Raw genomic sequence first — 25143 nt, forward strand, 5'->3', positions numbered from 1 at the left:
AGCACCGGTCCGGGCCGGAGAGGGTCAGTTGATGACCGGCACATTGGCCAGCGCCTCGCCCAGCGCCTCGTCGGACAGCGGGTCGTCCTCGAGGCTGCCGCCGAGGAAGCTCGCGTAGGCGCCCAGCTCGAGCAGGCCGTGGCCGGACAGGCCGACGACGATGACCGGCGAGGTGCCGGCCTCGGTCGCGGCGAGAGCCTCGCGCCGCGCCTGGGCGAGGGCGTGGGACGACTCCGGCGCCGGGACGATGCCCTGGGTGCGCGCGAACTCGACAGCGGCCTCGAAGCACTCGCTCTGGTGCAGCGCGGTGGCCTCGATCAGGCCCTCGTGGACGGTGTGCGAGACCAGCGGCGCCATGCCGTGGTAGCGCAGGCCGCCCGCGTGGATCGGTGAGGGCACGAAGTCGTGGCCGAGGGTGTACATCTTCATCAGCGGCGTCAGGCCGGCCGTGTCGCCGAAGTCGTAGCGGTACTCGCCCCGGGTCAGCGTCGGGCACGAGGTCGGCTCGACCGCGAGGATCCGCGGCGCCTGGTTGCCGGCGAGCTTCTCACGCAGGAACGGGAACGCCAGGCCCGCGAAGTTCGAGCCACCACCGGCGCAGCCGATGACGAGGTCGGCCCCGGACTCGCCGGCCTTGGCGAGCTGGAGCAGCGCCTCCTCGCCGATCACGGTCTGGTGCAGGAGGACGTGGTTGAGCACCGACCCGAGGGCGTACTTCGCCTCGGGGTCCTGGGCCGCGACCTCGACCGCCTCGGAGATCGCGATGCCGAGCGAGCCGGGGTGGTCCTCCGCGAAGGCCTTGCCCGACTCGGTGAGCCGGCTGGGGGAGCGGTGCACCGTGCCGCCGAAGACCTCGATCAGGGTGCGCCGCTGGGGCTTGGTGTCGAAGGACGCCCCGACCTGCCACACCTCGCAGCTGACGTCGAACAGCGAGCTCGCGTAGGACAGCGCGGTGCCCCACTGGCCCGCACCGGTCTCGGTCGTGAGGCGGTTGATGCCGTTGAGCTTGTTGTAGTAGACCTGCGGGACCGCGGTGTTGACCTTGTGCGAGCCGGCTGGCGAGACGCCCTCGTACTTGAAGTAGATCCGGGCGCTGGTGCCGAGCTTCTCCTCCCAGCGCCGGGCGCGGTAGAGCGGGCTCGGCCGGTACTGGCGGTAGACCTCGAGCACCGGCTCCGGGATCTCGACGTACCGCTCGGCGCTCACCTCCTGGGCGATCAGCTCCGGCGGGAACAGCGGCGCGAGGTCGTCCGGTCCGACCGGCTCGTGGGTCGCCGGGTGCAGCGGCGGAGGGGGAGGCGTCGGCAGGTCGGCGACGATGTTGTACCAGTGCGTCGGCTGCTCGTCCGGCTCGAGGGTGTGCATCACCTGGTCGTCGCTCATGGGCGTCCTCTCGGGAAGGGAGTCATCGGGGTGGTCGGATCCTAGGCCGTGCCCGGCACCCGGCGGGGTGCGGCCGGACGTCGGGCCGCCTCGTCCCGCGGACGGGCCGCGCGCCGCCGTCACGTCGTAGGGCAGGATTCGGTGTGTGAGTGCAGACGACGCCCGGGCCGAGCTCCACCGACTCCGGTCGAGCATCGACAACCTCGACGCCGCCCTCGTGCACCTGCTGGCGGAGCGCTTCAAGTGCACCGAGACGGTCGGTCGCCTGAAGGCGAGCGCCGGCATGCCGCCGGCCGACCCCGCCCGCGAGGCGGTCCAGATCGCCCGGCTGCGGTCGATGGCGGAGAGCTCGGGCCTCGACCCGCACTTCGCGGAGAAGATCCTCAACGTGATCATCGCGGAGGTCATCCGCAACCACGAGCAGTTCGCCGAGGAGAACGAGGACTGAACGCTCAGCGTCCCCGTCCGCCATATGCTTAACTTCGGTTAACGAAATGGCGGAGGAGGGGACGGATGCTCGTTGCCGCGTCCGACCTGGACGCCCTCCGGCTCTCGTTGGGCGATGGAGCGCAGACCGGGATCAAGCTCCTCATCGCGGTCTTCCTGCTGGGGGTCGCGCTCGACGTCGAGCTGGCCGACCTCCGTGCCGTCGTACGACGCCCGCTCGTGCTGATCGGCGGCCTCGCGGCGCAGTTCGCGGTGCTGCCGGTGCTGACCCTGCTGTTGTGCCGGGCGCTCGACGTCGGGGGCTCGGTCGCGCTGGGCATGCTGCTCATCGCGTGCTGCCCCGCCGGCAACCTCTCCAACCTGCTCACCCACCGTGCGCACGGGGACGTCGCCCTGTCGATCGCGCTGACGACCTGCTCCAACCTGCTCGCCGTCGCTGCCACGCCGGTCGCGTTCGGATTCTGGGCGGCGCGCTACCCGGCCGCCGACGCGCTGCTGAGCGACATCCGGCTCGACCCGGTCGAGATGGGCGTCGAGGTGGCGCTCCTGATCGGGCTGCCGTTCGCGATCGGGATGGTGGTGGCCGCGCGCCGACCCCGGGTCGCGGCCCGGTTGCGCCGACCGGTCGAGATCGCCGTCCTGGTCACCCTGCTGCTCGTGGTCGTGGCCGGACTGGCCACCCGCGGCGGCGTGATCGTGGCCCACCTGGACGAGGTCGCGGTGCCCGCGATCATCCAGAACGCCGTCGTCCTCCTCGTCGGGTATGTCGTGGGCCGCGCCTTCCTGCTTCCGCCGACGGGGGTGCGGGCGATGACCTTCGAGACCGGCATCCGCAACACCGCGCTCGGGCTGGTCCTGGCGCTGGCGTACTTCGACCAGCTCGGCGGGGTCGCGCTCGTCGTCGCCTTCTGGGCGCTGTGGGACGTGTTGACCGGTCTGCTGCTCTCGTCGTACTGGCGCCGCCGGGTCCCGACCGCGGAACCGGTCACGGAGCCGGCCGGATGACCCGGCTAGGGCGTCAGCGCGCGCGGCAGGTTCGCCGACCCGCGCTCGACCAGCGACTCCAGTCCGCGCCGGGTCGCGGCCGCGTCGCCGGTGCCGACCGCGGTGGCGAGGCTCGCCTCGAACTCGGCGTGGAAGGCGGTGGCGCAGGCGAGTGCCGCCCGGCCACGGTCGGTGACCCGGACCGCGCGCACGCGCCGGTCACTGGTCTCGGCGCGCTCCACGTAGCCGGCCCTGAGCATCGGGTCGATCGCCTTGAGCGTGCCGGGACTGCTCAGCCCCATCCGCTCGGCCAGGTCGCGCAGGCTCAGCTCCTCGTCGCCGAGCGTGCGCAGCACCCAGCCGCTGCGGACGGTGAAGTCCTCGAACCCCGCCTCCTCGAGCCGCTCGTGCAGAGCATCGACGAACACCACGCCCGCGAGGCTGAGCAGCACGCCGAAGTCCGTCACCCGAGCATCGTAGGAGTCCGTCCGTGAGTGAGCTGCCCACCGGGCCCGTCATCGCGCGCACCGCGGCCGACTCGACGCCGTACCACCCGCCGCGGCCGCGCCCGGCCGGTCGGCCGAACGTGCTGGTCGTGCTGCTCGACGACATCGGCTTCGGTCAGCTCGGCACCTTCGGCGGGGAGATCGACACCCCGAGCATCGACCGGATCGCGGGGCAGGGGCTGCGCTACAACAGGTTCCACGTCACGGCGATGTGCTCGCCCAGCCGGGCCTCCCTGCTGACCGGCCGCAACGCGCATGCGGTCGGCATCGGCTTCCTGGCCGACATGCCCGGTGGATATCCCGGCTACAGCGGCCGGATCCCCGCGTCCGCGGCCACCCTGCCCCGCATCCTGCGCGACGCCGGGTGGAACACGATGGCCGTCGGCAAGTGGCACCTGACGCCGCGCAACGACCGCACTGCCGCCGGGCCGTTCGGCACCTGGCCGCTGGGCCAGGGCTTCGAGCGCTTCTACGGCTTCCTCCACGGCGATGCCAACCAGTGGACGCCGACGCTCTACCGCGACAACTCACCCGTCGAGCCGCCCGCGACGCCCGAGCAGGGCTACCACCTGACCGAGGACCTGGTCGACGAGGCGATCCGGCTGGTCAAGGACCAACAGCACGCCGCCCCTGACAAGCCGTTCCTGATGTACCTCGCCCCCGGCGCCGGCCACGCGCCGCACCAGGCGCCGGAGGAGTGGATCGCGGCGTACGCCGGGCGCTTCGACGACGGCTGGGAGGCGGTCCGCGCGCGCACCTTCGCCCGGCAGGTGGCCGCGGGCGTCGTCCCCGAGGGCACCACGCTGCCGCCGCGGCCGGAGTGGGTGCAGGACTGGGCGGGGCTCGGCGCCGCGGAGCGACGCCTCTTCGCGAGGTACGCCGAGGCGCACGCCGGCTTCGTCGCGCACTTCGACCACCACCTCGGCCGGCTGATCGACGCCTTGGCGGAGACGGGGATCCTCGACGACACGGTGATCGTGGTGACCTCCGACAACGGGGCCAGCGCCGAGGGCGGCCGGATCGGGTCGCTCAACGAGCACCGCTTCGGGTTCGGCGTCGGCGACGATCTCACGGACAACCTCGCCGCCATCGACGACATCGGAGGCTGGCGCGGCTACAACCACTACCCGTGGGGCTGGGCCTGGGCCGGGAACACCCCGTTCCACCTGTGGAAGCGCTACTCCTGGCTCGGCGGGGTCCGGGTGCCGATGGTCGTCAAGCCGCCCCGGGGCGCGGCCGGCCCGGGCGCGGTCCGCGAGCAGTGGTGCCACATCGTCGACATCGCGCCGACCGTGCTGGACCTGTGCGGCGTCCCCGTGCCGGAGCAGGTCGACGGTGTCGCTCAGCAGCCGATGGCCGGCGCCTCGCTGGTGGCGACGATGGCCGACGCCGCGGCTCCGTCGCCGCGGACCACGCAGTACTTCGAGATGCTCGGCTCCCGCTCGATCATCCACGACGGCTGGAAGGCCACCACCGACCATGTCTCGTCGGGTGTCGACGACGAGCGGCTGATCCCCGGCAGCCGCGACTTCGCCACCGACCGCTGGTGCCTGTTCCGCATGGACGAGGACTTCTCCGAGGCCCACGACCTCGCCGACGAGCACCCCGACGTGGTCGCCGACCTGGCGGCACGGTGGGAGGCCGAGGCCGCGGCCAACCAGGTCTTCCCGATGACCGACGGCCTCTACGGCCACCTGCCCGGCATCGAGCCGCCGCTGTGGCCCGTGCCCGATCGGCTGGTCGTGCGTCCCGGCGGCAACCCGGTGGCCGACGAGGCGGTGCCGTCGCTGGCATTGGGGGCGCTGGTCGAGGCGGACGTCCTCGTCCCGGAGGCGGGAGCGGAGGGGGTGCTGGCCGCGATCGGCGACTGGTCCAACGGCTGGGCGCTCGTCGTCATCGACGCCCGCCCGCGCTTCCTGCTCAACGTGACCAGCACGCCGTACGCCGTCAGGTCGGCCGCGCCGCTGACGCCGGGGCGGCACACCGTCGGGTTCCGCCTGGTCGCGGCCGACGGGGTGCTCCTGGTCGACGGCGTCGAGGTCGCCCGGGCACCGCTCGCGCAGGGCATGGGCGCGAGCGGCATCCAGATCGGTGGCGGCGGGCTCAGGGTCGGCCACGACGCCGGCTTCCCGGTCGGCGACGACTACGCGCCGCCCTTCCCGTGGACCGGGGGGCTCCGGTCGGTGACCTTCACCGGCGGTCAGGCGCTGGCGGACCTCGACGCCGAGCGGGTCCGGCTGGCGGCGGTGCTGCGGTCGGAGTGAGCGGAGAGGTGGTCGCGCAGCAGCGCGGCGACCTCGGCCGGAGCCTCGTACGGTGCCAGGTGGCCGACGCCGTCGAGCACCGCGAGCCGTCCGTCGGGGACGCCGTCGGCGATCTCCGCGAGGACCGCGGGCGGGGTGGCGACGTCCTCGGCGCCGGCGACGGCGAGCAGCGGAGCCCGCACCGCCGCGAGGCGCGCGCGGACGTCGAAGCCGCCCAGCGCCTCGCACACCCGGGCGTAGCCCTCGGGGTCGACCGCGGCCAGGTCGGCCATCGCGGCGTCGCACCGGCCGTCCGCCGCGGCCCGGATCGAGGACCCGAACCAGCGGGCCGGCGAGGTCGCGAGCATCGGGGCCATGCCCTCGGCGCGGACCAGGGCGGCCCGATCGTGCCAGCCGGCCGGCGGGCCGAAGGCGACCGCGCTGCACAGCACGGTCAGCGAGGTGACCCGGTCGGGACGGTCGAGGGCGAGCTGGAGCCCGACCGCGCCGCCCACCGAGTCGCCGGCGTACGCGAACGGGGTGGCGTCGCCGACGACCTCCTCGACCGCCTCGAGCACGGCAGCGGCGAGACCCGCCATGGAGAAGCCCGGCGTCAGCCGGTCCGCCGCCGGGCCGGCGCCGTGGCCGGGCAGGTCCCAGCCGAGGACGTACCGGCCCGGCAGTGCCGTGGCGACGGTCCCCCAGAGCCGGTCGGCCGTCGTGCCGAGTGAGGGTCCGACGACGAGGACGGGCCGGCCGGGCACACCGGCGAGATGGCGCACGACGACGGACGGCGGCATGACGGCCTCAGATCGCCGACGGGTGCGCGGTCAGCGGGGTGACCTCGATCCGCATGTAGGGGAAGAGCGGCAGGCTCGACAGGATCTCGTGCAGCCGCGCGTTGGACGCGACGTCGAAGACGCTGATGTTCGCGTAGTGCCCGACGATGCGCCACAGGTGTGCCCACTCACCGGTGCGCTGGAGCTCCTGGGAGTACGCCTTCTCCCGCGCGAGCACGTCGTCCCGCTGGGCGGGGTCGAGGTCGCGCGGGAGGTCGACGTCCATCCGGACCTGGAACAGCATCAGGCGGGGTCCAGCACGAAGCCGTAGTCGACGGTGACCGAGCCGTCCGCCTGGGGCTGCGGCGCGAGCATCAGCTCGGGCTTGACGGCCGAGGCGATGTCGTCGTCGTTGTGCTCGTCGCCGGGGAAGTAGAGCTGCGCGGTGAGCAGCTCGTGGCCGGGCGCGGACACCTTGACGTGCAGGTGCGCGGGACGCCAGGCGTGCCAGCCGGCGGCGGCGATCAGCTTGCCGCAGGAGCCGTCGGTCGGGATCTGGTACGGCGCCGGCTGGATCGTGTGGATCTCGAAGGCGCCGTCGGCACCGACCCGGAAGTTGCCGCGCAGGTTCCACTCGGCGATGCCCGGGGCGAACTGCGAGTAGAAGCCGTCGCTGTCGGCGTGCCAGAGCTCGATGAGCGCGCCGTCGAGCGGCGTCCCGTCGGTCGAGGTGACCGTGCCCGTCCACACCAGCGGCGTGCCGGCCTCGCCCTCGCGCATCTCGATGGTGCCCTTCGCGCCCTGCTCCGGGGCGCCGGGGACGTAGTACGGGCCCTCGATGGAACCCTTGTTGCCCTCGCGGTGGGAGGTGTTGACGTCCTCGACGACGTGCTCGAGCCACACGTCGAGGAAGAGCGGCCACTCGCCGTCCTCGCCGACGCCGATCATCCACGCCTTGAGCGCGTTGAACTCGTCGTAGGTGACCAACTCGTCGCGGACCGTCTGGTAGACGGCGTCGAGCACGCGGCGGGCCAGGCGGTCGACCCGCTCGGGCGGGGTGTCCTTGACCGCGGCGTAGGGCGACTTGTCGGAGTGGAAGCGCTCGGTGGCGCTGGCGCCGGACGCGGCGGCGGTGGCGACCTCGGTGGTCATGGCGGTGTCCTCTCGGGTTGGGTGACGCGGTGCGGCTGGGTCAGCTGTCGGTGCGGTAGCGGCGAAGCTTGTCTTCGTCGATGGCGACGCCGAGACCGGCGCCGGGTCGGAGGGCGAGCTCGCCGTTCTCGATGCGCAGCGGCTCGGTGAGCAGGTCGTCGCTCATGTCGAGGAAGTTCGACAGCTCGCCGGCGTGCAGGCTGCTGCGCTGGTGCGCGGCGCCGAAGGCGACGGTGCAGATCGAGCCGAGCTGACCGTCGATCTGGTTGCCCATCACCACCTCGAGCCCCAGGCCCTCGGCGAGGTGGAGGACCCGCTGCGACCCGGTGAAGCCGGTGCGGGCGGTCTTGATGGACAGTGCGGTCGCCGAGCCGCCGAGCACCTCGCGGGTCACCTCGGCCGGCGTCGTGGCGGACTCGTCGGCGATGAAGGGGACGTCGAGCTGGGACACCAGCCACCGCCGACCGAGTACGTCGTCCGCGGGACTGAGCTCCTCGGCGAACGCGAGGTCGAGGTCGGCCATCTGGCGCATCGCCCGCGCGGACTCGGACGCGGTCCAGCCGCGGTTGCCGTCGACGTACAGGACGACGTCGGGGCCGAGCCCCTCGCGCAGCGCGCGGACGACGTCGACGTCGAGGGATGCCGGGCGCCGGCCGACCTTGACCTTGAACGTCGTGATCCCGTGGACGTCGCGCATCCGCTCGGCCTCCGCGACCATCGCCGCCGGCTGGTCGAAGCCGAGCATGTGCGAGACCCGCATCCGGTCGGTGTAGCCACCGAGCAGCTCGGAGACGGGCAGGCCCAGGGTGTGCCCGAAGGCGTCCCACACGGCCATGTCGATCGCGGCCTTCGCGGTCGGGTTGCCGACGGTGCGGCCGAGCAGCGCGGCCAGCCGCTCCCGGTCGGTGAGGGCGAGGCCGACGACCTGCGGGGCGAAGATGGTCTCGATCACCGCGATGATGCCGCGCTGCGTCTCCCCGTAGGTGAACGGCCGCGGCGGCGCCTCGGCGATCCCGACCACACCGTCGTCGGTGTGCACGCGGACCAGCACGTGCTCGGCCACGTGGACTTCCCCGCTCGCGAACCTCAGCGGCTTCACGTAGGGGATCCGGAACGGGATCGCCTCGATGGCGGTGATCTTCATGGAGTCCTCAGCTCGTGGGGCTCGTCGTGGGGGAGGGCTGTGCCGGGGCGCCGAAGAAGCCGCCGCGGTCGAGGACGTCGATCGCGCCGGCCACCAGCGCCGACGGCTCGTCGGCCCGCCAGGCCAGGGAGAGGTCGATGGTCGTGGCGTCGGCGACGTCGCGGAACACCACGCCCTGGAGCTGCATGCTCCGCACCGACTCGGGCACCAGGGCGACACCGAGCTGGGCGGCGACGAGCGCGAGCAGGGCGGCGGTCCCCGGCGCGCGGTGGATGATGTTGGGGGAGAAGCCGGCCCGCAGGCAGCTGGACACCATCGCCTCGTTGACGGCCGAGCGGGTGTCGGCGTACGCGACGAACTCGTCGGCGGAGACGTCGGCGACCCGGAGGCCCGGCTCGGCCACCAGCCGGTGGTCGGCGGGCAGGGCCAGCACCAGCGGCTCCTGCAGCAGGCTGCGGGTCTCGATGCCGGGCTCGGCCACCGGGCCGCGCAGCACGCCGAGGTCGAGCCGGCCGTCGAGCAGCCGCTCCACCTGGCCGGGGGTGAGCAGGTCGGCCTGGACCTCCAGCGCGACGGCCGGCAGCGCCGAGCGGATCATCCGGGAGAGCCGGGCCAGCTGGGTGAACGCGCTGGTGCCGGTGAAGCCGACGCGCAGCAGGCCGCTGCTCCCCTCGGCGATGCTGCGGGTGCCGATCACGCAGGCGTCCAGGTCGCCAAGGATCCGGCGCACCTCACGGTGGAAGAACTCACCGGCCGGCGTCAGGCCGACCTGGCGGGTGGTCCGGGCGAGGAGCAGGACGCCGAGCTCGGCCTCGAGGCGCCGTACCGCCTGGGAGAGTGCCGGCTGGGCCAGGTGGAGGCGCTCGGCGGCCCGGCCGAAGTGGCAGGTCTCGGCGACCGCGTCGAAGTAGCGCAGCTGCTTGAGATCCATCGGGTCACCTCCGTCCGGTGTGGCGGGCCGCCCGGGACGGCCTGTGGTCGCCGTCACGGTTCCCGGTCACGCTAGATCCGAGGGATTGAGTTGCACAAAGACCAATAGTCCGCAGATTCATAACTCAGGATTATGAATCTGCAGACCGTGCTGCGCCACCGAACCGCGAGCACCGGCGATCCGCCGGCTGAGCGCGCTATCCGCTGACCAGCGCGCGCAGGACGCCGAGGGTGCGCAGCAGATGGGCCTCGGTCCGGTCGCTGCGGTGGGCCACGGCGAGCTCGACCGTCGGGACCGGCCGGGTGAGCGGGACGTAGACGACCCCGCTCAGGGCCAGTGCGCGGACCGGCTCGGGGACGACGGCCACGCCCAGGCCGCCGGCCACGAGCGTGACCAGGGTGGAGGTCTCGCCGACCTCGTGCCGGATCCGCGGCGCGAGGCCCGCCTCCGCGAACAGTGCGCGGACGATGTCGTACATGGCGGAGCGACGGCCGGCCGAGTGCACGATCAGGTCCGCGTCGGCGAGATCGGCGACGCGCAGCCGGCGCCGGGTGGCCAGCCGGTGCCCGATCGGTACGGCGACCACGAGTCGCTCCTCGCGCAGGAAGGCCACGGTCAGGGAGCCGTCGCCGACCGGCGGGCGCAGCAGGGCGAGGTCGATCCGGCCCTCGCGCAGCGCCTCCACCTGCTCGGCCACGAGCATCTCGCCGTGGAACGCGAAGTCGACGCCGGGCAGCTCCTCGGCCAACCGCCGGGAGAGCTCGGGCAGCAGGCTGTAGGTGGCCGAGCCGACGCATCCGATCGCGATCCGGCCGACCACGCCCGCGGCCACCCGCCGCGCCTCGTCGGCCGCGCCGTCGACCTCGGCCAGGATCGCGCGGGCGCGGACCAGGTAGGCCGTCCCCGCGGCGGTGAGGTCGACGCGTCGGGTGGTCCGCTCGAAGAGGGTGACGCCGAGCTCCGCCTCGAGGCGCCGGATCTGCTGGGAGAGCGGCGGCTGGGCCATGTGCAGGCGCTCGGCGGCGCGACCGAAGTGCCGCTCCTCGGCGACGGTCACGAAGTAGTGCAGGTGACGCAGCAGGTCCATCTCGCTCCCTCCATTCATATGCGAAGTCGTCTCAAATGGGTCAGATATTGATCCTTCACACTATCAACTTCCGGACCTACGGTCGGTTCCGTGAGCTCCTACGTCTACGCAGCCGTCCGCACCCCCTTCGGCCGGTTCAACGGCACGCTCGCCGGAGTCCGCAGCGACGACCTCGGCGCAGCCGTCGTGGCAGCGGCGCTGGAGAGGGTTCCCGACCTCGACCCGGCCGCGATCGGCGACGTCGTCTGGGGCAACGCCAACGGCGCAGGGGAGGACAACCGCAACGTCGGCCGGATGGCGGCACTGCTCGCCGGGCTGCCCGTCAGCGTCCCCGCGACCACCGTCAACCGGCTGTGCGGGTCGAGCCTGGACGCCGTCATGGCCGGCTCGCGCACCATCGAGACCGGCGACGCCGACATCGTGCTCACCGGTGGCGTGGAGTCGATGACCCGCGCTCCCTGGGTGCTGCCCAAGCCGGACCGCGCCTTCCCGGTCGGTGACGCCACGGCGGTCTCGACCGCGCTCGGCTGGCGCCTGGTCAACCCGGCGATGCCGAAGGAGTGGACGGTCAGCCTGGGTGAGGCCAACGAGCAGCTGCAGGAGCGGTTCGGGATCTCCCGGGAGCGCCAGGACGCCTTCGCCGCGCGCTCCCACCGGCTCGCCCACCAGGCCTGGGAGGACGGCTTCTACGCCGACCTCGTCGTGCCCGTCCCCGGCGTCGACCTGACCCGCGACGAGGGCATCCGCCCCGGCAGCACGCCGGAGTCCCTCGCGGGCCTCAGGCCCGTCTTCCGCAAGGACGGCACGATCACCGCCGGCAACGCCTCGCCGCTCAGCGACGGCGCCTCCGCCGTCCTGCTCGGCTCGGCGGCCGCCGCCGACCGGATCGGGACGGCCCCGCTGGCGCGGGTGGCCGGCCGCGCGGCGTACGCCCTGGAGCCGCAGGCGTTCGGCTACGCCCCGGTCGAGGCAGCCAACGCCGCGCTCGCGCGCGCCGGCATCACCTGGTCCGACGTGGGCGCGGTCGAGCTCAACGAGGCGTTCGCCGTCCAGTCGCTCGCCTGCGTCGACGCCTGGCTCGCCGATGGACTGGTCGACGCCGAGATCGTCAACCAGCGCGGCGGCGCGATCGCGCTCGGTCACCCGCTCGGCGCCTCCGGCGGCCGGCTGATCGGCACGCTCGCCAAGGTGCTGCGTGAGACCGGCCGGCGGTGGGGCGTCGCCGGCATCTGCATCGGCGTCGGCCAGGGCCTGGCCGTCGTCCTGGAGAACGAGGAGGCGCGCTGATGGCCCGCACCGCGGTGCTGGAGTCGACCGACGAGGCCGTGGCCGGGATCGAGGACGGATCCACCGTCCTGGTGGGGGGATTCGGCCTCGCCGGCATGCCCTTCGACCTGGTCGACGCACTCATCCGGCAGGGCGCGAAGGACCTCACCATCGTCTCCAACAACGCCGGGAACGGCGAGGTGGGCCTCGCCGCGCTGCTCAAGGCGGGCCGGGTGCGCAAGGTCGTCTGCTCGTTCCCGCGGCAGGCCGACTCCTTCGTCTTCGACGAGCTCTACCTGTCCGGCCGGATCGAGCTCGAGGTCGTCCCGCAGGGCAACCTCGCCGAGCGGATGCGTGCCGCCGGTGCGGGGATCGGCGCGTTCTACAGCCCGACCGCGGTCGGCACGCCGCTCGCGGAGGGCAAGGAGGTGCGCGAGATCGACGGACGCACCTACCTGCTGGAGTACCCGATCAAGGGCGACTACGCGCTGATCTCCGCGTACCGCGCCGACCGCCTCGGCAACCTCGTCTACCGCAGGACCGCCCGCAACTTCGGCCCGGTCATGGCCGCCGCGGCCACCACCACGATCGCCCAGGTGGGCTCCGTCGTGCCGACGGGTGACCTCGACCCCGAGGCCGTCGTCACGCCCTCCATCTACATCGACCGCGTGGTCGCCGTGGAGGCCCGTCACTACACCGTCCAGGGGGCACGATGACCACGCTCGACGACCGGTCCGCCACGATCGAGCACCTGGACCGGGGGCCGCTGACCATGGACGAGCTGGCCGAGGTGATCGCCCGCGACATCCCCGAGGGCTCCTTCGTCAACCTCGGCATCGGCCAGCCCACCAAGATCGCCGACCACCTGCCCCGGGACCATCACGGCTCGGCCACGGTGATCCTCCACACGGAGAACGGCATGCTCGGCATGGGCCCGGCCGCGCACGGCGACGACGTGGACGCCGACCTCACCAACGCCGGCAAGGTCCCCGTCACCGAGCTGCCCGGGGCGTCGTACTTCCACCAGGCCGACTCGTTCGCCATGATGCGCGGCGGCCACCTCGACGTCTGCGTCCTGGGCGCCTACCAGGTCGCCGCCGACGGCGACCTGGCCAACTGGCACACCGGCAGGTCCGACGCCATCCCTGCCGTGGGTGGCGCGATGGACCTCGCCATCGGCGCCAAGGACGTCCTGGTGATGATGACGCTGTTCGGCAAGGACGGCTCGCCCAAGCTCGTCCCGACCTGCACCTACCCGCTGACCGGCGTCGGCTGCGTCAGCCGGGTCTACACCGACCACGGCGTGTTCGAGGTCGGCGGTCCCACCGTGGTCGTCCGCGAGACGTGGGGGATCGGCGTCGCGGAGCTGCGCGAGCGGCTCGCCGTGCCGCTCGCGACGCGCTGAGAAGTTCCCCGGTTCGCCCGTGGCGAACGCCGGAACACGCGAGGCGTCGTACGCATTGGAGGGGCATGACGAACCCGATCCAGCTTCCGGTGCTGTTCCTCTCCGATGTGGTGGTGCTTCCCGGGATGGTGGTGCGGGTCGAGCTCGACGAGCCCGCCCGAGCCGCCATCGACGCCGCCCAGCTGGCCGCTCACGAATCCCGTGAGCAGGCACAGGTCCTGGTCGCCCCCCGCCTCGAGGACCGCTACGCGTCGTACGGCGTCGTCGCGAGCGTCGAGAAGGTCGGCCGCTTCTCCGGCGGCGAGCCCGCCGCCGTGCTCAAGGCCGGCGGCCGGGCGCGCATCGGCAGCGGCGTGACCGGTCCCGGCGCCGCCCTGTGGGTCGAGGTCGAGCCGGTCGACGGCGGGGCCGTGGACGACGACGTCCGCGCCCTGGCCGAGGACTACCGCAAGCTCGTCGTCGGGCTGCTCCAGCGCCGCGAGGCCTGGCAGGTCGCCGACCAGGTGACCCGGATCGACGACCCGGCGACGCTCGCCGACACGGCGGGCTACGCGCCCTATCTCTCCGACGACCGCAAGCGCCGTCTCCTGGAGACGCCGGAGGTCGGTGACCGGCTGCGGCTGCTGGTCGAGTGGACCCGCGACTTCGTGGCCGAGTCCGAGGTGAGCGACAAGATCGACGCCGACGTCCGCGAGTCGCTGGAGAAGAACCAGCGCGAGTTCCTGCTGCGCCAGCAGCTCTCCGCCATCCGCAAGGAGCTCGGCGAGGGCGACCCCGAGGGTGGGGACGACTACCGCGGGCGGATCGAGGCGGCCGACGTCCCCGACGCCGTCCGCGAGGCGCTGCTGCGCGAGGTCGACAAGCTGGAGAGGTCCAGCGACCAGAACCCGGAGGCCGGCTGGATCCGGACCTGGCTCGACACGGTCCTCGACCTGCCCTGGTCGGTGCGCACCGAGGACGACACCGACGTCGTCGCGGCGCGCGGCGTGCTCGACGCCGACCACCACGGGCTGGACGAGGTGAAGGACCGGATCACGGAGTACCTCGCCGTCCGGGCCCGGCGCGCCGAGCGCGGGCTGGAGGTCGTCGGCGGCCGCGGCTCCGGCGCCGTGGTCCTCCTGGCCGGCCCTCCGGGCGTCGGCAAGACCTCGCTGGGCGAGTCCGTCGCCCACGCCCTGGGCCGCAAGTTCGTTCGCGTCGCCCTCGGCGGTGTCCGCGACGAGGCGGAGATCCGCGGACACCGGCGCACGTACGTCGGCGCGCTGCCCGGCCGCGTCGTGCGGGCGATCAAGGAGGCCGGCTCGATGAACCCGGTCGTGCTGCTCGACGAGGTCGACAAGGTCGGCAGCGACTATCGAGGCGACCCGGCCGCGGCGCTGCTCGAGGTCCTCGACCCCGCGCAGAACCACACCTTCCGCGACCACTACCTCGAGCTCGACCTCGACCTGTCCGACGTGCTGTTCATCGCGACGGCCAACGACATCGGCTCGATCCCGGCGGCGCTGCTCGACCGGATGGAGCTGGTCTCCATCGACGGCTACACCGAGGAGGACAAGGTCGCGATCGCCCGCGACTTCCTGGTCCCGCGCCAGCTGGAGCGGGCCGCGCTGGCTGCCGACGAGGTGACCATCAGCGACGAGGCGCTGCGCGAGATCGCGGCGAACTACACCCGGGAGGCCGGCGTGCGCCAGGTCGAGCGGCTGCTCGCGAAGGCGTTCCGCAAGGCGACCGCCCGACTCGTGTCCGGCGAGGTGGCGCGGGTCGACATCGGCGTGGACGAGCTGGTCGACCTGATCGGCCGGCCGCGGTTCACGCCCGACCTCGAGGAGCGCACGTCGGTTCCCGGGGTCGCGACCGGACTGGCCGTGACCGGCATGGGCGGCGACGTCCTGTACGTCGAGACCTCGGTCGCCGCGGGTGAGGCCGGGCTGACCGTCACCGGGCAGCTGGGCGACGTGATGAAGGAGTCCGCGCGGATCGCGCTCTCGTGGGTACGCTCCCACGCCGTGGAGCTGGGCATCCCCGCCGACGCCTTCGAGCGGTCTATCCACGTGCACTTCCCCGCGGGCGCCGTACCCAAGGACGGGCCGTCGGCCGGCGTCACCATGGTCACCGCGCTCGTGTCGCTGCTGACCGGTCGCCCGGTCCGTTCCGACATCGCGATGACCGGCGAGGTCACGCTGTCCGGCCGGGTGCTCCCGATCGGCGGCGTGAAGCAGAAGCTGCTCGCCGCCCAGCGCGCCGGCGTCGCCGAGGTGTTCATCCCCGAGCGCAACCGGCCCGACCTGGACGACGTCCCTGAGGAGATCCTCTCGGCACTGACGGTCACCCCTGTCGGCGCGGTCACCGAGATCCTGGAGCGGGCGCTGGTCGTAGCGGACGCCGGGGCCGCAGCGGCCTGACGAGGACGTTCTCCACAGGCTGGAGGTCCATGTTCGGCGATCCCGCGGAATCCGCGGATGATCGTCGGCATGGACCTTCAGTCATCTCGGGAAGTGAGGCACGATGGTGAGCATGGCCGCGGTGGAGATGTTGACGCGCGAGGACCTCGACGCGATGCCGGACGACGGCAACCGCTACGAGCTCATCGACGGTGAGATCGTCGTGTCGCCCTCGCCCCGCTCGCGTCATCAGTACGCCGTCGTCGAACTGATCTACCTGCTGCGTGCCGCCTGCCCGGACCGCCTTCGCGTCACCACCGCACCCTTCGACGTGGTGCTGAGCGAGTTCGACGTGGTGCAACCCGACGTCCTCGTGCTCGACCCGGACGAGGCCGACGACCGTGGCCTCAACGGCTCGCCCCTGCTCGCCGTCGAGGTGCTCTCGCCGACCACCCGGCGGCGCGACCTGACGGTCAAGAAGCGGCTCTACGAGCAGGCGGGGGTCGCCGCCTACTGGGTCGTCGACGTCGAGACCGAAGGGCTCGCCCTGACGGCGTGGGAGCTGCGCGAGGGTCGCTACGAGGTCGTCGCCGCCATCGCCGGCGACGAGGAGTGGATCGCGACCGTGCCCTTCGAGGTCACGGTCGTCCCGTCACAGCTGATCCGCTGAGAGATCCTCCGCGTCGATGATCCGGTAGGCGTAGCCCTGCTCGGCGAGGAACCGCTGCCGGTTCTGGGCGAACTCGGCGTCGACGGTGTCGCGCGCGACGATCGTGTAGAAGTGCGCGACCTTGCGCTCCCCGTCCGGGCCCGGCTCGCCGGGCCGGAGCAGCCGGCCGAGCCGCTGGGCCTCCTCCTGGCGTGAGCCGAACGACCCGGAGACCTGGATCGCGACCTCGGCGCTCGGCAGGTCGATGGAGAAGTTCGCGACCTTCGACACGACGAGCAGTCCGATCTCGCCCGAGCGGAAGCCCTCGAAGAGGCGCTGTCGCTCCTTGACCGCCGTCTGCCCGGTGATGACGGGCGCGTCCAGCGCCTCGGCGAGCTCGGCGAGCTGCTCGAGGTACTGGCCGATCACCAGCGTCGGCTGACCCGTGTGCCGCTCGACGAGCTCGCGGACGACGCCGAGCTTCTCGGGCGTGCAGGCGGCCAGCCGGTACCGCTCCTCCGGGTCGGCGGTCGCGTAGGTCATCCGGGAGGCGTCGGGCAGGGAGACCCGGACCTCGATGCAGTCCGCCGGGGCGATCCAGCCCTGCGCCTCGATGTCCTTCCACGGGGCGTCGTACCGCTTCGGGCCGATCAGGGAGAACACGTCGCCCTCGCGGCCGTCCTCGCGCACCAGCGTCGCGGTCAGCCCGATCCGCCGTCGCGCCTGCAGGTCCGCGGTCATCCGGAAGATCGGCGCCGGCAGGAGGTGCACCTCGTCGTAGACGATGAGACCCCAGTCGCGGGCGTCGAACAGCTCCAGATGCGGATAGACGCCCTTCCGCTTGGTCGTGATCACCTGGTAGGTCGCGATGGTGACCGGGCGGATCTCCTTGACGGTGCCGGAGTACTCGCCGATCTCGTCCTCCGTGAGGGAGGTACGACGGACCAGCTCGTCCTTCCACTGCCGGGCACTCACGGTGTTGGTGACCAGGATCAGGGTGGTCGCCTGCGCCTGGGCCATCGCGGCGGCACCGACCAGCGTCTTCCCGGCTCCGCAGGGGAGGACCACGACACCGGAGCCACCGTGCCAGAACGACTCGGCCGCGGCGCGCTGGTAGTCGCGCAGCACCCAGCCGTCCTCGGCGAGGTCGATCGCGTGCGCCTCGCCGTCGACGTAGCCGGCATAGTCCTCGGCCGGCCAGCCCAGCTTGAGCAGCGCCTGCTTGAGGTTGCCCCGCTCGGAGGGGTGCACCGCCACGGTGTCGTCGTCGATCCGCGCGCCGAGCATGCCGGCGATCTTCTTGGCGCGCAGCACCTCCTCCAGCACCGGCCGGTCGCTGGACGCCAGCACCAGCCCGTGCACCGGGTGCTTCTCCAGCCGCAGCCGGCCGTAGCGGGCCATCGTCTCGGCGACGTCGACCAGCAGCGCGTGCGGGACCGGGTAGCGCGACCAGGTCAGCAGCGTGTCGACGACCTGCTCGGCGTCGTGCCCGGCCGCGCGTGCGTTCCACAGCCCCAGCGGGGTCAGCCGGTAGGTGTGGATGTGCTCCGGCGAGCGCTCCAGCTCCGCGAACGGCGCGATCGCCTTGCGGCACTCGGCGGCCTGCGGGTGGTCGACCTCCAGCAGCAGCGACTTGTCCGACTGCACGATCAGGGGTCCGTCTGTCACCGCACGAGTTTAGAGGGTCCGCAGATAGGTGGCGCCGTCGCGAGCGTCGCGAGACGCGGGTGATGGCAAGGCGGCGGAGCGAAGTCGTGCTTGGCCGCCCATCGAGCGACGCCAACGCCGCCAGCGCCCGCGTGTCGCGGCGCGCAGCAGGCGGGACCTATCTGCGGACCCTCTCACGCGACGGGGACCACCCTGCTGATCCGGTGCACGGCGTAGCGTCGCTCGGCGTCCGGGTCGTCCGCCTCGGCGTCGGCATCGAACGCGGTGAGCTGGCCGCCCTCCACCACGAGGGGGCGCACGGTCCGCTCGGACACGACACCCTGGTTGTCCGTGAACCCGATGAGGACGACACCGCCCCGCTCGATCGCGTCCCGCAGCGCCGACAGGACGCCGCCGCCGGGGATCGACGCCGACGCGGGTCGGGACCGGGCGGCCTCGTCGCCCTCCCGCAGGGTGGCCACCGCGGAGGCGACGTGCGCGGCGTGCCGGGCTGCCGACCGGGCGGCGTCCGCGACCTCGCGGGTGCGGGGGGTGCGGGCCCGCAGCGAGTCCGGGGTGCCGACCCGGACCACGCCGTCCGGGCCCTCGACCACCGGCGCCAGGCCGAGCTCGCGCAGCCGGGGGAGCAGGACGTCGATCGTCAGGGTCGACACCACGACGGTCGGGGCGATCCGTCGCAGCCCGAGCCCGGCACCCTTGGGGTGGTTGACCAGCGCGGCGAGCGCGGCCTCGTCCTCGGAGCGCACGAACGACGACGCCAGGCCGACCCGCAGCCGGCCGAACGAGCGGACCACGTCGTCGATCAGATAGGTCAGCGGCTGGGGGACCGGCGTCCGCGAGGCCGCCAGCACGAACGCGTGCAGCTCGGCCGCGGTCCAGCCGGCATCCAGCGCCCGTCGTACCGAGTCGGCGGTGAAGCGGTAGACCGTCGCCGCGCCGTGCGAGTCGACGTCCGCGACCTGCTGCAGCTGCCGGGCCAGGTCGGGTTCGAGCGGTCCCGGCGCGACCGCGGTCAGGTCCGCCTGGAGGAGCACGTGGTCGACCGGCGGCGGCAGCAGGGCGGCGAGTGCGGGCGCCGGGTCCTCGCCGGCCAGCAACGGCCGGGCGTACGACGCCAGCACGTCCGCTCCCGTGATGCCGAGGACCGCCGCCTCGGCGACCGCCCACGCCACCAGGTCGGGGCGGGTCCGGGGCCGCCGCGGTCGCTCCCACGCGACGTGCGCGACGAGAGACGGCAGCCCGGTGCCGGCGGCGAGGCCGTGCCCCTCGGGCAGCCGGGCGAGAACGGCCAGCGCCATCGCCTTGGCCTCCGGCATGCCGGCCGCGGAGAGCTCGGGGGTGAGCGCGTTCCACGGCTTCTGGTCCGGTCCCCGCTCGCCGACCAGCGACGGCAGCCGGGGGCTGGACAGCCAGGCCCGGGCGAGCACGGTCCACCGCTCGGCGACGGGCAGCTCGGCCCACTCGTCGAACGCGGTGGTCGGGACCCACACCGGGTTCCCGTCCGCGTCGGCCCGGGTCGCGGCGAGTCCCGCCTCGTGGGCGAGCTCGACCAGCAGCGCCGCCTCGGGCTCCGGTACCTGGAGCTGCGCCGCGGTCGCCCGCAGCTCCCGCACTCCCAGGCCCGTGGTGCGCAGCGCGGGCGCCGGCCGGCCGGCCCACCACTCCAGGAGCAGCCCGACGCGTCGTACGACGTCCGTGGCCGCGCCGAGCGCGGCACTGGTCGCCAGCCGCGGGGACCGCTGCTCGGACGCCACTGCCGGCGCGACGTCGACCGGCTCCGTCGTCGTCCGGCCGCCGCGGACCGCGAGACCCACCTCGCCGGGCACGACCAGCAGGCCCGGCAGCAGGGATCCGCCGGGGACGAGCAGCCGGCGGGCGACGAGCAGCTCGGCCGGCGACTCGGCGTCCTCCGGGCGGACCCCCACCCGCACGGTGCCGGACCTCGCGGTCCCGCCCTCGGCGATGACGTGGTCGAGCAGCGCCCGGGCGGAGTCCGGCAACGAGGCCAGCGCCTCGGCGATCTCCGTGGCCGGTCGGGGGGCGGGGGAGCGGGGCCGCAGCCCGCTCACGCCGGCAGCCGGTCCGCCGGCCATCGCGTCGCTCACGCCGCTCAGGGCGCGGAGGCCCTCCGGGGAGTCCCAGGCGACGGTGAGGTCCCGGAGCCGGGCCAGCGTCGCGGCGACGTACCCGGCCTCGGCGCGCACCATCGCAGTGACTTCGGAATCCGTGGTTTGACCCGCGACGACGAGGGCATCTAGGACCGAGAGCTCGCCTCGGGTGAGGCCGTCGAGAGCGCGTGCGATCGAGTTCCTCACCGCGGCGCGAGAGGCGAGTTGTCCGAAGTCGTGAGGGGCAGGGGTGGCCAGGTCCAGACGTTCGGTGAGCAGGCGTTGGAGCCGCTCGTCAGGCCACGACCGCAGCTGGTCGGCCAACGACCGGTGTCCGCTCGGTCCCGCTCCCACGGTGCCCAACCTAGGACATCGATGAACCGGGTCGAGCTGCACCACGGCGCAGCCACCGACGTCGGCCTGGTCCGGGAGGTCAACGAGGACGCCTTCCTGGCCGATCCGCCGGTCTTCGTCGTCGCCGACGGCATGGGCGGGCACGACCGCGGCGACGTGGCCAGCACCTATGCCGTCGAGGAGCTGGCCCGCCTCGCCCACGGCGACTACGCCCTCGAGGAGGGCGCCGCCGCGGTCGACGCGGCGCTCCAGGCGGCCCAGGACCGACTGCTCGCCTACGACGAGGAGCAGCGCGCCGCCGGGGCCGACGACACCTTCGCCGCCGGCACCACCGTCGTCCTCGCCCTCCTCGTCGAGTCCGCCGACGGGCCGCACTGGCTGCTCGCCAACGTCGGCGACTCCCGGATCTACCGCTACAACGAGGGCGAGCTGGAGCAGGTGAGCGTCGACCACAGCCTGGTCCAGGAGCTCGTCGACGCCGGTCGGCTGACGCCCGACGCCGCGGCCGTCCACCCCAGCCGCAATGTCGTCACCCGCGCGCTCGGCGGAGCGGCGATGCCGGGTGCCGTGAGCGGCGCCGCCGACTACTACCTCCTCCCGCTCGCCGCGGCGGAGCGGCTCCTGCTGTGCTCCGACGGTGTGAGTGGCATGGTGGACGACGTGACGATCGCCTCGATCCTGGCCGGGTACGACGACCCGCGCGATGCCGCCGACGCCCTGGTCGCCGCCGCCGTGGGTGCCGGCGGTCATGACAACGCGACCGCGCTCGTGGTCGATGTGGTGGGATTGGCGAACGACGATCCGTACGACTCGCACGCGCAGCGGCTGAGTCTGGAGCAGAAGTTGGGGGCTCTCCCATGAGCGACGGCATTCAAGGGGCCGAGCGGGCGACCGGTGCCTGGTCGTACCGTGACGGTGCGTGGTTCGCGGTCTTCGGCACCGGCGCCGCCATCGTGCTGCCGGACACGCAGAAGGACCAGGTCGTCGGTCTCTGGGCCATGGTCGACGGTGGCGCCGGGTTCGACGACGTCCTCGACGGCCTGCTCGCCTCCGGGCTGAGCCGGATCCCCGGCTTCGTGCTGGTCAGCGCGGGGGAGGGGCCGACCCGCTTCCTGCTCCGCGGAGCCGGTGTCGTCGCGACCGTCACCGCCGCCGGTGGGACCGTGACCGTCGACGGCGGCGAGAGCCACACCTGGGTCGAGCGCAGCCTGGACGACGTCACCGCGCTGAGCATCGAGCTCCCCGCCGCGGAGGGCGCGGCGGAGCCCGCGGACGTCGACTTCCCGATCGTCACCGGCCTGGTCCGGGTCGGCCGGATCGACCGCCCCGCGGCGATCCCGGCCGTCGGTGGTGCCTACGCCGCCCCGGAGCCCACGGTCGAGCAGGAGCCTGGATCGGCGCCGCTCGATGAGGAGCCGGTCGTCCTCGACGAGCCCGGCCCGCTCGACGAGCCCGGCCCGCTCGACGAGCCCAGCCCACTGGACGAGAGCGCGGCCGCGGTGACCGAGGCGTCGTACCTCGACGACAGCCCCGTCACCGAGGTCATGGACAGCGTCGACGAGCCCGTCGACGAGCCACTCGGCGCGGCGCCCCAGGACCCCGCGCCGGACGGCTGGGTGACCCCGTGGGACACCCCGGCCGCCGAGGGCGACCCGGGCGAGGCTCCGGTCGTCCCGGCTCCGGCCGTCCCGGCTCCGCCGGACTGGGTGCCGCCCCCGCCGCCGGGCGTCCCCGTGCCGGGTGTCCCCGCGCCGGGTGTCCCCGCGCCGGAGGTCCCCGACGCGCCGCCGCTGCCGATCGGCTCCTGGGAGCCCGTCGGCGGGGTCGCGCCACCGCCCGGACCGGGCGTCGAGCACGACGGCTTCACGGTCGCCGGCGCCGGCGAGCCGCCGGCCCCACTGGTGCCGCCCGTGCCCGGCACGCCGGCCGCCCCACCGATCACCCAGCCGGTCGCGAAGCTGCTGGTCTCCGACGGCCAGTCGATCATCGTCGACCGGGCCGTCCTCATCGGCCGCGCGCCGGAGGCCCGGAGGTTCGCCTCGACCGAGCAGCCGACGCTCGTCACCGTGCCGAGCCGGCTCCACGAGATCTCCTCCACCCACATCGAGGTCCGCCCGGGCGTGGGTGCCGACCTCGGCACCGCCGTCGTGACCGACATGGGCTCGACCAACGGCACGGTCCTGGTGCAGCCGGGACTGGGGCCGGAGGACCTCAAGCCCGGCATCGCCGTCCAGCTGATCCCGGGTGCGACCATCAACCTCGGTGACGGCGTCACCATCCAGGTCACCCGTCCCTGACCCTGCCCGCTACTCGGAGCGCCCTGCATGACGCACGTCCCCACCTCACCGTCGCCCGTCGAGGCCGGTGTCGCCTTCCCACCGGCGGAGATGGAGCGTCGGTTCACCGCCGCGGTCATCGACCGGGCGCTGGGCTGGGCGCTCGCCGCCGCGGCGGCGTTCGCGGTGTGGAGGCTCGTCGAGCCGGACCACGCCGGGATCGTCGTGCTCACCTTCGTCGGTGTTGTGGTCCTCGTCGGCCTGGTGCTGGCGGTGCTGGTCGGTACGACGGGCCTGACCCCGGGCAAGGCGGCCACCGGCCTGCGGGTGCTCCGGCGTACGACGGGCCGGCCGATCGGCCTCGGTGCCGCCCTGGTGCGCACGACGGTGCTCGGCATCGCCGGGCTGCCGACCGCCGGCCTCGGCCTGGCCACCCTCGCCTGGACGGCGGCGATGGACCCGACCCGGCAACGGCGCGGTCTCCACGACCGGATCGGCGACGCGGCCGTCGTCGACGTCCGGCCGCGGGAGGTCGAGGTGCCCGCCGAGGTCGAGCGGCCCCAGCAGATCGTGAACCTCACCGCCATGCGGCTGTTGCCGTCGCCGGTCGAGGAGCATCCCGCGACGCCGTTGCCGGACTCGATCCCCACGCCGACCACTGCCCCTGCCCCCGCCCCCGCGCCGACCCCGGCTCCGGTCGCGCCGACCCCCGCGCCTCCGGTCACCCCGGCGCCGGTCACCCCGGGGCCGGCCGCGCCGGCCAGGCCCGCCGCTCCCACGCCCGCCACTCCCACACCGGCGGCCGCCCCGCGCCCGCCGGTCGAGCAGACCCGGGTGCGGCCCACTCCTGGGAGCGAGCCTGCCGTCGCGCCGAGCCCGGACACCGTCCGCTGGCGGGTCGAGTTCGACACCGGCGAGCGCTTCGTGGTCGAGGGCCTCGCGCTCGTCGGCCGGCGCCCGGAGCCCCGGCCGGGAGAGCCGGTGCGCCACGTCGTCCCCCTGCGCTCCTCGGACATGTCCCTGTCGAAGACGCACGCGCAGTTCCAGGTCGCCGCGGACGGCGCGCTGGTGGTGATGGACCGTGGGTCGACCAACGGCTCCTACGTCATCCGCAAGGGGATGTCCCGCTCGCTGTCGCCGGGCCGCCCCAGCACGCTCCTCGCGGGCGACGAGGTGCGCTTCGGCGACCGCACCATGCGCGTCGAGCGCGAGAGCTGAGCGGCGTTGTTGGGCCGAGCGTGTCGGCCGTCCTCCGGACCGCGGCCTGTCAGCGCGCCTCCCACTCGCGGCGCAGCAGCCCGTAGACCGACGTGTCCCCCCATGACCCGTCCCGATCCGCGAAGTCCTCGCGGGTGTGCGCCTCGTGCCGCATCCCCAGCCGCTCGCACAGCCGCGCGGAGGGGAGGTTGCGCGGGTCGAGCTGCGCCATCAGCCGGTGCAGCGGGTAGTGCGTGAACGCCAGGTCGACCAGGGCCCGGGCCGACTCGGTGGCGAACCCCCGACCGGCGTGCTCGGGGGCGAAGACCCAGCCCAGCTCCGCGATCGACGGCGGGTCCTGGGGACCGTGCCGGGCGGCGAGGCGCAGCATCAGGTCACCGACGAGCACGCCGTCGTGCTCGACCGCCAGCGCCAGCATGTCGCCGGGCACCGACGGCGCCGTCCCCGCCACGAGCCGCTCCATCCGCTGCGTCAGGCCCGCGGCGTCGAGCGGCCCGAACGGCAGGTAGCGGGTGACCTCGGGGTCCGCGCAGTAGGCGCCGATCGCCACGTCGTCCGTCGGCAGCACGGCGCGCAGCACCAGCCGCTCGGTCCGGATCGGGAGGAGGGGCGCCGACAGCACCGGCGGGATCAATTCGGTTGCCACGTTCGCGAGAATAGAGGCCGAGACCGCATGTCCTACGATGTGCCGTTCGTGTGCCCGACCGGGCGCACGCCGTGATGACGAGAGGTTGGGCCGACCCGTGCCGACTGGCAAGGTGAAGTGGTACGACGCGGAGAAGGGCTTCGGCTTCCTCTCCCAGCAGGGCGGCGAGGACGTCTACGTCCGGGCCGATGCGCTGCCGGACGGCGTGACCACCCTCAAGGCGGGCACCCGGGTCGAGTTCGGGATCGCCCAGGGGCGTCGCGGCGAGCAGGCCCTCCAGGTGCGGATCCTCGACGCGCCCACCTCGGTCGCGCGCAACCAGCAGCAGGCCAAGCGCAAGAAGCCCGAGGAGATGGTCCCGATCGTCGAGGACCTGATCCGTCTGCTCGACGGCATCGGCGAGGCCTATCGGCACGGCCGCCACCCCGACCGCCGCACCGCGCAGCCGGTGGCCAAGCTGCTGCGCGCGCTGGCCGACGAGCTCGAGTCCTGAGCCACGGATCCAGGCTGAGGGGC

23 protein-coding genes are annotated in these 25143 nt (G+C 73.5%); 12 read left to right on the top strand and 11 right to left on the bottom strand.

What is annotated here, in order from left to right; translation table 11 throughout:
* Window positions 1–24: 24 nt before the first annotated feature.
* Window positions 25–1383 (bottom strand): TrpB-like pyridoxal phosphate-dependent enzyme, encoded by a 1359-nt coding sequence (locus tag KVF89_RS16620; protein ID WP_257427196.1) that lies wholly within the window; start codon window positions 1381–1383, stop codon window positions 25–27.
* A gap of 145 nt (window positions 1384–1528) precedes the next feature.
* Here KVF89_RS16620 and KVF89_RS16625 point away from each other — a divergent pair, with 145 nt between their 5' ends.
* Together KVF89_RS16625 and KVF89_RS16630 are read left to right on the top strand one after the other, a co-directional pair.
* Window positions 1529–1831 carry a chorismate mutase gene (locus KVF89_RS16625; protein ID WP_257427197.1) on the top strand — a complete coding sequence of 101 codons (303 nt, stop codon included), beginning with the start codon at window positions 1529–1531 and terminating at the stop codon, window positions 1829–1831.
* 65 nt (window positions 1832–1896) lie between these two features.
* Window positions 1897–2835: a bile acid:sodium symporter family protein gene (locus KVF89_RS16630; RefSeq protein ID WP_257427198.1), complete on the top strand. Its 939-nt coding sequence runs from the start codon at window positions 1897–1899 to the stop codon at window positions 2833–2835.
* 5 nt (window positions 2836–2840) lie between these two features.
* Here the strand turns inward: KVF89_RS16630 and KVF89_RS16635 are convergent, their stop codons facing one another.
* Window positions 2841–3281 carry a MarR family winged helix-turn-helix transcriptional regulator gene (locus tag KVF89_RS16635; protein ID WP_257427199.1) on the bottom strand — a complete coding sequence of 147 codons (441 nt, stop codon included), beginning with the start codon at window positions 3279–3281 and terminating at the stop codon, window positions 2841–2843.
* Window positions 3282–3304: 23 nt separating this feature from the next.
* Between KVF89_RS16635 and KVF89_RS16640 the strand changes: the two genes are divergently transcribed.
* On the top strand, window positions 3305–5584 hold the full coding sequence (locus KVF89_RS16640) for an arylsulfatase (protein WP_257427200.1): 2280 nt from the start codon (window positions 3305–3307) through the stop codon (window positions 5582–5584).
* Here the strand turns inward: KVF89_RS16640 and KVF89_RS16645 are convergent.
* The 6 genes from KVF89_RS16645 to KVF89_RS16670 form a co-directional block, all read right to left on the bottom strand.
* Entirely contained in the window at window positions 5521–6363 is an 843-nt protein-coding gene (locus KVF89_RS16645; RefSeq protein WP_257427201.1) for an alpha/beta fold hydrolase, read from the bottom strand. The genes KVF89_RS16640 and KVF89_RS16645 overlap by 64 nt on opposite strands.
* A gap of 7 nt (window positions 6364–6370) precedes the next feature.
* A complete protein-coding gene (catC, locus tag KVF89_RS16650; RefSeq protein WP_257427202.1) occupies window positions 6371–6646 on the bottom strand; it encodes a muconolactone Delta-isomerase in 276 nt (91 codons plus the stop codon).
* Entirely contained in the window at window positions 6646–7494 is an 849-nt protein-coding gene (catA, locus tag KVF89_RS16655) for a catechol 1,2-dioxygenase (RefSeq protein WP_257427203.1), read from the bottom strand. The genes catC and catA overlap by 1 nt, the downstream gene beginning before the upstream one ends.
* 40 nt (window positions 7495–7534) lie before the next feature.
* Complete coding sequence (locus KVF89_RS16660) at window positions 7535–8638, bottom strand: mandelate racemase/muconate lactonizing enzyme family protein (RefSeq protein WP_257427204.1); 1104 nt, start codon at window positions 8636–8638, stop codon at window positions 7535–7537.
* Between the two features lie 7 nt (window positions 8639–8645).
* Complete coding sequence (locus KVF89_RS16665; protein ID WP_257427205.1) at window positions 8646–9569, bottom strand: LysR substrate-binding domain-containing protein; 924 nt, start codon at window positions 9567–9569, stop codon at window positions 8646–8648.
* A 196-nt stretch (window positions 9570–9765) separates the two neighbouring features.
* A complete protein-coding gene (locus KVF89_RS16670; RefSeq protein ID WP_257427206.1) occupies window positions 9766–10656 on the bottom strand; it encodes a LysR substrate-binding domain-containing protein in 891 nt (296 codons plus the stop codon).
* Window positions 10657–10746: 90 nt separating this feature from the next.
* On the opposite strand from KVF89_RS16670, the gene KVF89_RS16675 reads away from it, so the two are divergent.
* From KVF89_RS16675 to KVF89_RS16695, 5 genes are all read left to right on the top strand, one after another.
* Window positions 10747–11943 (top strand): thiolase family protein, encoded by a 1197-nt coding sequence (locus KVF89_RS16675; protein ID WP_257427207.1) that lies wholly within the window; start codon window positions 10747–10749, stop codon window positions 11941–11943.
* Window positions 11943–12638 carry a 3-oxoacid CoA-transferase subunit A gene (locus KVF89_RS16680; RefSeq protein WP_257427208.1) on the top strand — a complete coding sequence of 232 codons (696 nt, stop codon included), beginning with the start codon at window positions 11943–11945 and terminating at the stop codon, window positions 12636–12638. The genes KVF89_RS16675 and KVF89_RS16680 overlap by 1 nt, the downstream gene beginning before the upstream one ends.
* The gene (locus KVF89_RS16685) at window positions 12635–13327 is read left to right on the top strand and encodes a 3-oxoacid CoA-transferase subunit B (protein ID WP_257427209.1); all 693 of its coding nucleotides are present in this window, start codon (window positions 12635–12637) and stop codon (window positions 13325–13327) included. The genes KVF89_RS16680 and KVF89_RS16685 overlap by 4 nt, the downstream gene beginning before the upstream one ends.
* 65 nt (window positions 13328–13392) lie before the next feature.
* A complete protein-coding gene (lon, locus tag KVF89_RS16690; RefSeq protein WP_257427210.1) occupies window positions 13393–15729 on the top strand; it encodes an endopeptidase La in 2337 nt (778 codons plus the stop codon).
* Window positions 15730–15841: 112 nt separating this feature from the next.
* On the top strand, window positions 15842–16378 hold the full coding sequence (locus KVF89_RS16695; protein ID WP_257427211.1) for a Uma2 family endonuclease: 537 nt from the start codon (window positions 15842–15844) through the stop codon (window positions 16376–16378).
* On the opposite strand, the gene KVF89_RS16700 is transcribed toward KVF89_RS16695, so the two are convergent.
* Window positions 16361–18025, bottom strand: a complete 1665-nt coding sequence (locus KVF89_RS16700; protein ID WP_257427212.1) for a DNA repair helicase XPB — start codon at window positions 18023–18025, stop codon at window positions 16361–16363. The genes KVF89_RS16695 and KVF89_RS16700 overlap by 18 nt on opposite strands.
* A 173-nt stretch (window positions 18026–18198) precedes the next feature.
* Window positions 18199–20232: a helicase-associated domain-containing protein gene (locus KVF89_RS16705; protein WP_257427213.1), complete on the bottom strand. Its 2034-nt coding sequence runs from the start codon at window positions 20230–20232 to the stop codon at window positions 18199–18201.
* A gap of 276 nt (window positions 20233–20508) precedes the next feature.
* On the opposite strand from KVF89_RS16705, the gene KVF89_RS16710 reads away from it, so the two are divergent.
* The 3 genes from KVF89_RS16710 to KVF89_RS16720 are packed head-to-tail and all read left to right on the top strand — an operon-like array spanning window position 20509 to window position 23981.
* A complete protein-coding gene (locus KVF89_RS16710; RefSeq protein WP_257427214.1) occupies window positions 20509–21348 on the top strand; it encodes a PP2C family protein-serine/threonine phosphatase in 840 nt (279 codons plus the stop codon).
* Complete coding sequence (locus tag KVF89_RS16715) at window positions 21345–22784, top strand: FHA domain-containing protein (RefSeq protein WP_257427215.1); 1440 nt, start codon at window positions 21345–21347, stop codon at window positions 22782–22784. The genes KVF89_RS16710 and KVF89_RS16715 overlap by 4 nt, the downstream gene beginning before the upstream one ends.
* Window positions 22785–22811: 27 nt before the next feature.
* Complete coding sequence (locus tag KVF89_RS16720; protein ID WP_257427216.1) at window positions 22812–23981, top strand: RDD family protein; 1170 nt, start codon at window positions 22812–22814, stop codon at window positions 23979–23981.
* 49 nt (window positions 23982–24030) lie between these two features.
* On the opposite strand, the gene KVF89_RS16725 is transcribed toward KVF89_RS16720, so the two are convergent.
* Entirely contained in the window at window positions 24031–24627 is a 597-nt protein-coding gene (locus KVF89_RS16725) for a GNAT family N-acetyltransferase (RefSeq protein ID WP_257427217.1), read from the bottom strand.
* Between the two features lie 97 nt (window positions 24628–24724).
* Here KVF89_RS16725 and KVF89_RS16730 point away from each other — a divergent pair, with 97 nt between their 5' ends.
* A complete protein-coding gene (locus KVF89_RS16730) occupies window positions 24725–25120 on the top strand; it encodes a cold-shock protein (protein ID WP_257427218.1) in 396 nt (131 codons plus the stop codon).
* Window positions 25121–25143: the final 23 nt, after the last annotated feature.

The organism is Nocardioides carbamazepini, assembly GCF_024614185.1.
Taxonomy (GTDB): domain Bacteria; phylum Actinomycetota; class Actinomycetes; order Propionibacteriales; family Nocardioidaceae; genus Nocardioides; species Nocardioides carbamazepini.

Excerpts from the sequence above, each read along its gene's own strand:
- KVF89_RS16620 (WP_257427196.1), bottom strand. The coding sequence starts at position 1,383 with ATGAGCGACGACCAGGTGATGCACACCCTCGAGCCGGACGAGCAGCCG.
- KVF89_RS16630 (WP_257427198.1), top strand. The coding sequence starts at position 1,897 with ATGCTCGTTGCCGCGTCCGACCTGGACGCCCTCCGGCTCTCGTTGGGC.
- KVF89_RS16645 (WP_257427201.1), bottom strand. The coding sequence starts at position 6,363 with ATGCCGCCGTCCGTCGTCGTGCGCCATCTCGCCGGTGTGCCCGGCCGG.
- catC (WP_257427202.1), bottom strand. The coding sequence starts at position 6,646 with ATGCTGTTCCAGGTCCGGATGGACGTCGACCTCCCGCGCGACCTCGAC.
- catA (WP_257427203.1), bottom strand. The coding sequence starts at position 7,494 with ATGACCACCGAGGTCGCCACCGCCGCCGCGTCCGGCGCCAGCGCCACC.
- KVF89_RS16660 (WP_257427204.1), bottom strand. The coding sequence starts at position 8,638 with ATGAAGATCACCGCCATCGAGGCGATCCCGTTCCGGATCCCCTACGTG.
- KVF89_RS16665 (WP_257427205.1), bottom strand. The coding sequence starts at position 9,569 with ATGGATCTCAAGCAGCTGCGCTACTTCGACGCGGTCGCCGAGACCTGC.
- KVF89_RS16670 (WP_257427206.1), bottom strand. The coding sequence starts at position 10,656 with ATGGACCTGCTGCGTCACCTGCACTACTTCGTGACCGTCGCCGAGGAG.
- KVF89_RS16680 (WP_257427208.1), top strand. The coding sequence starts at position 11,943 with ATGGCCCGCACCGCGGTGCTGGAGTCGACCGACGAGGCCGTGGCCGGG.
- KVF89_RS16685 (WP_257427209.1), top strand. The coding sequence starts at position 12,635 with ATGACCACGCTCGACGACCGGTCCGCCACGATCGAGCACCTGGACCGG.
- lon (WP_257427210.1), top strand. The coding sequence starts at position 13,393 with ATGACGAACCCGATCCAGCTTCCGGTGCTGTTCCTCTCCGATGTGGTG.
- KVF89_RS16695 (WP_257427211.1), top strand. The coding sequence starts at position 15,842 with ATGGCCGCGGTGGAGATGTTGACGCGCGAGGACCTCGACGCGATGCCG.
- KVF89_RS16705 (WP_257427213.1), bottom strand. The coding sequence starts at position 20,232 with ATGGTGCGCGCCGAGGCCGGGTACGTCGCCGCGACGCTGGCCCGGCTC.
- KVF89_RS16710 (WP_257427214.1), top strand. The coding sequence starts at position 20,509 with ATGAACCGGGTCGAGCTGCACCACGGCGCAGCCACCGACGTCGGCCTG.
- KVF89_RS16715 (WP_257427215.1), top strand. The coding sequence starts at position 21,345 with ATGAGCGACGGCATTCAAGGGGCCGAGCGGGCGACCGGTGCCTGGTCG.
- KVF89_RS16720 (WP_257427216.1), top strand. The coding sequence starts at position 22,812 with ATGACGCACGTCCCCACCTCACCGTCGCCCGTCGAGGCCGGTGTCGCC.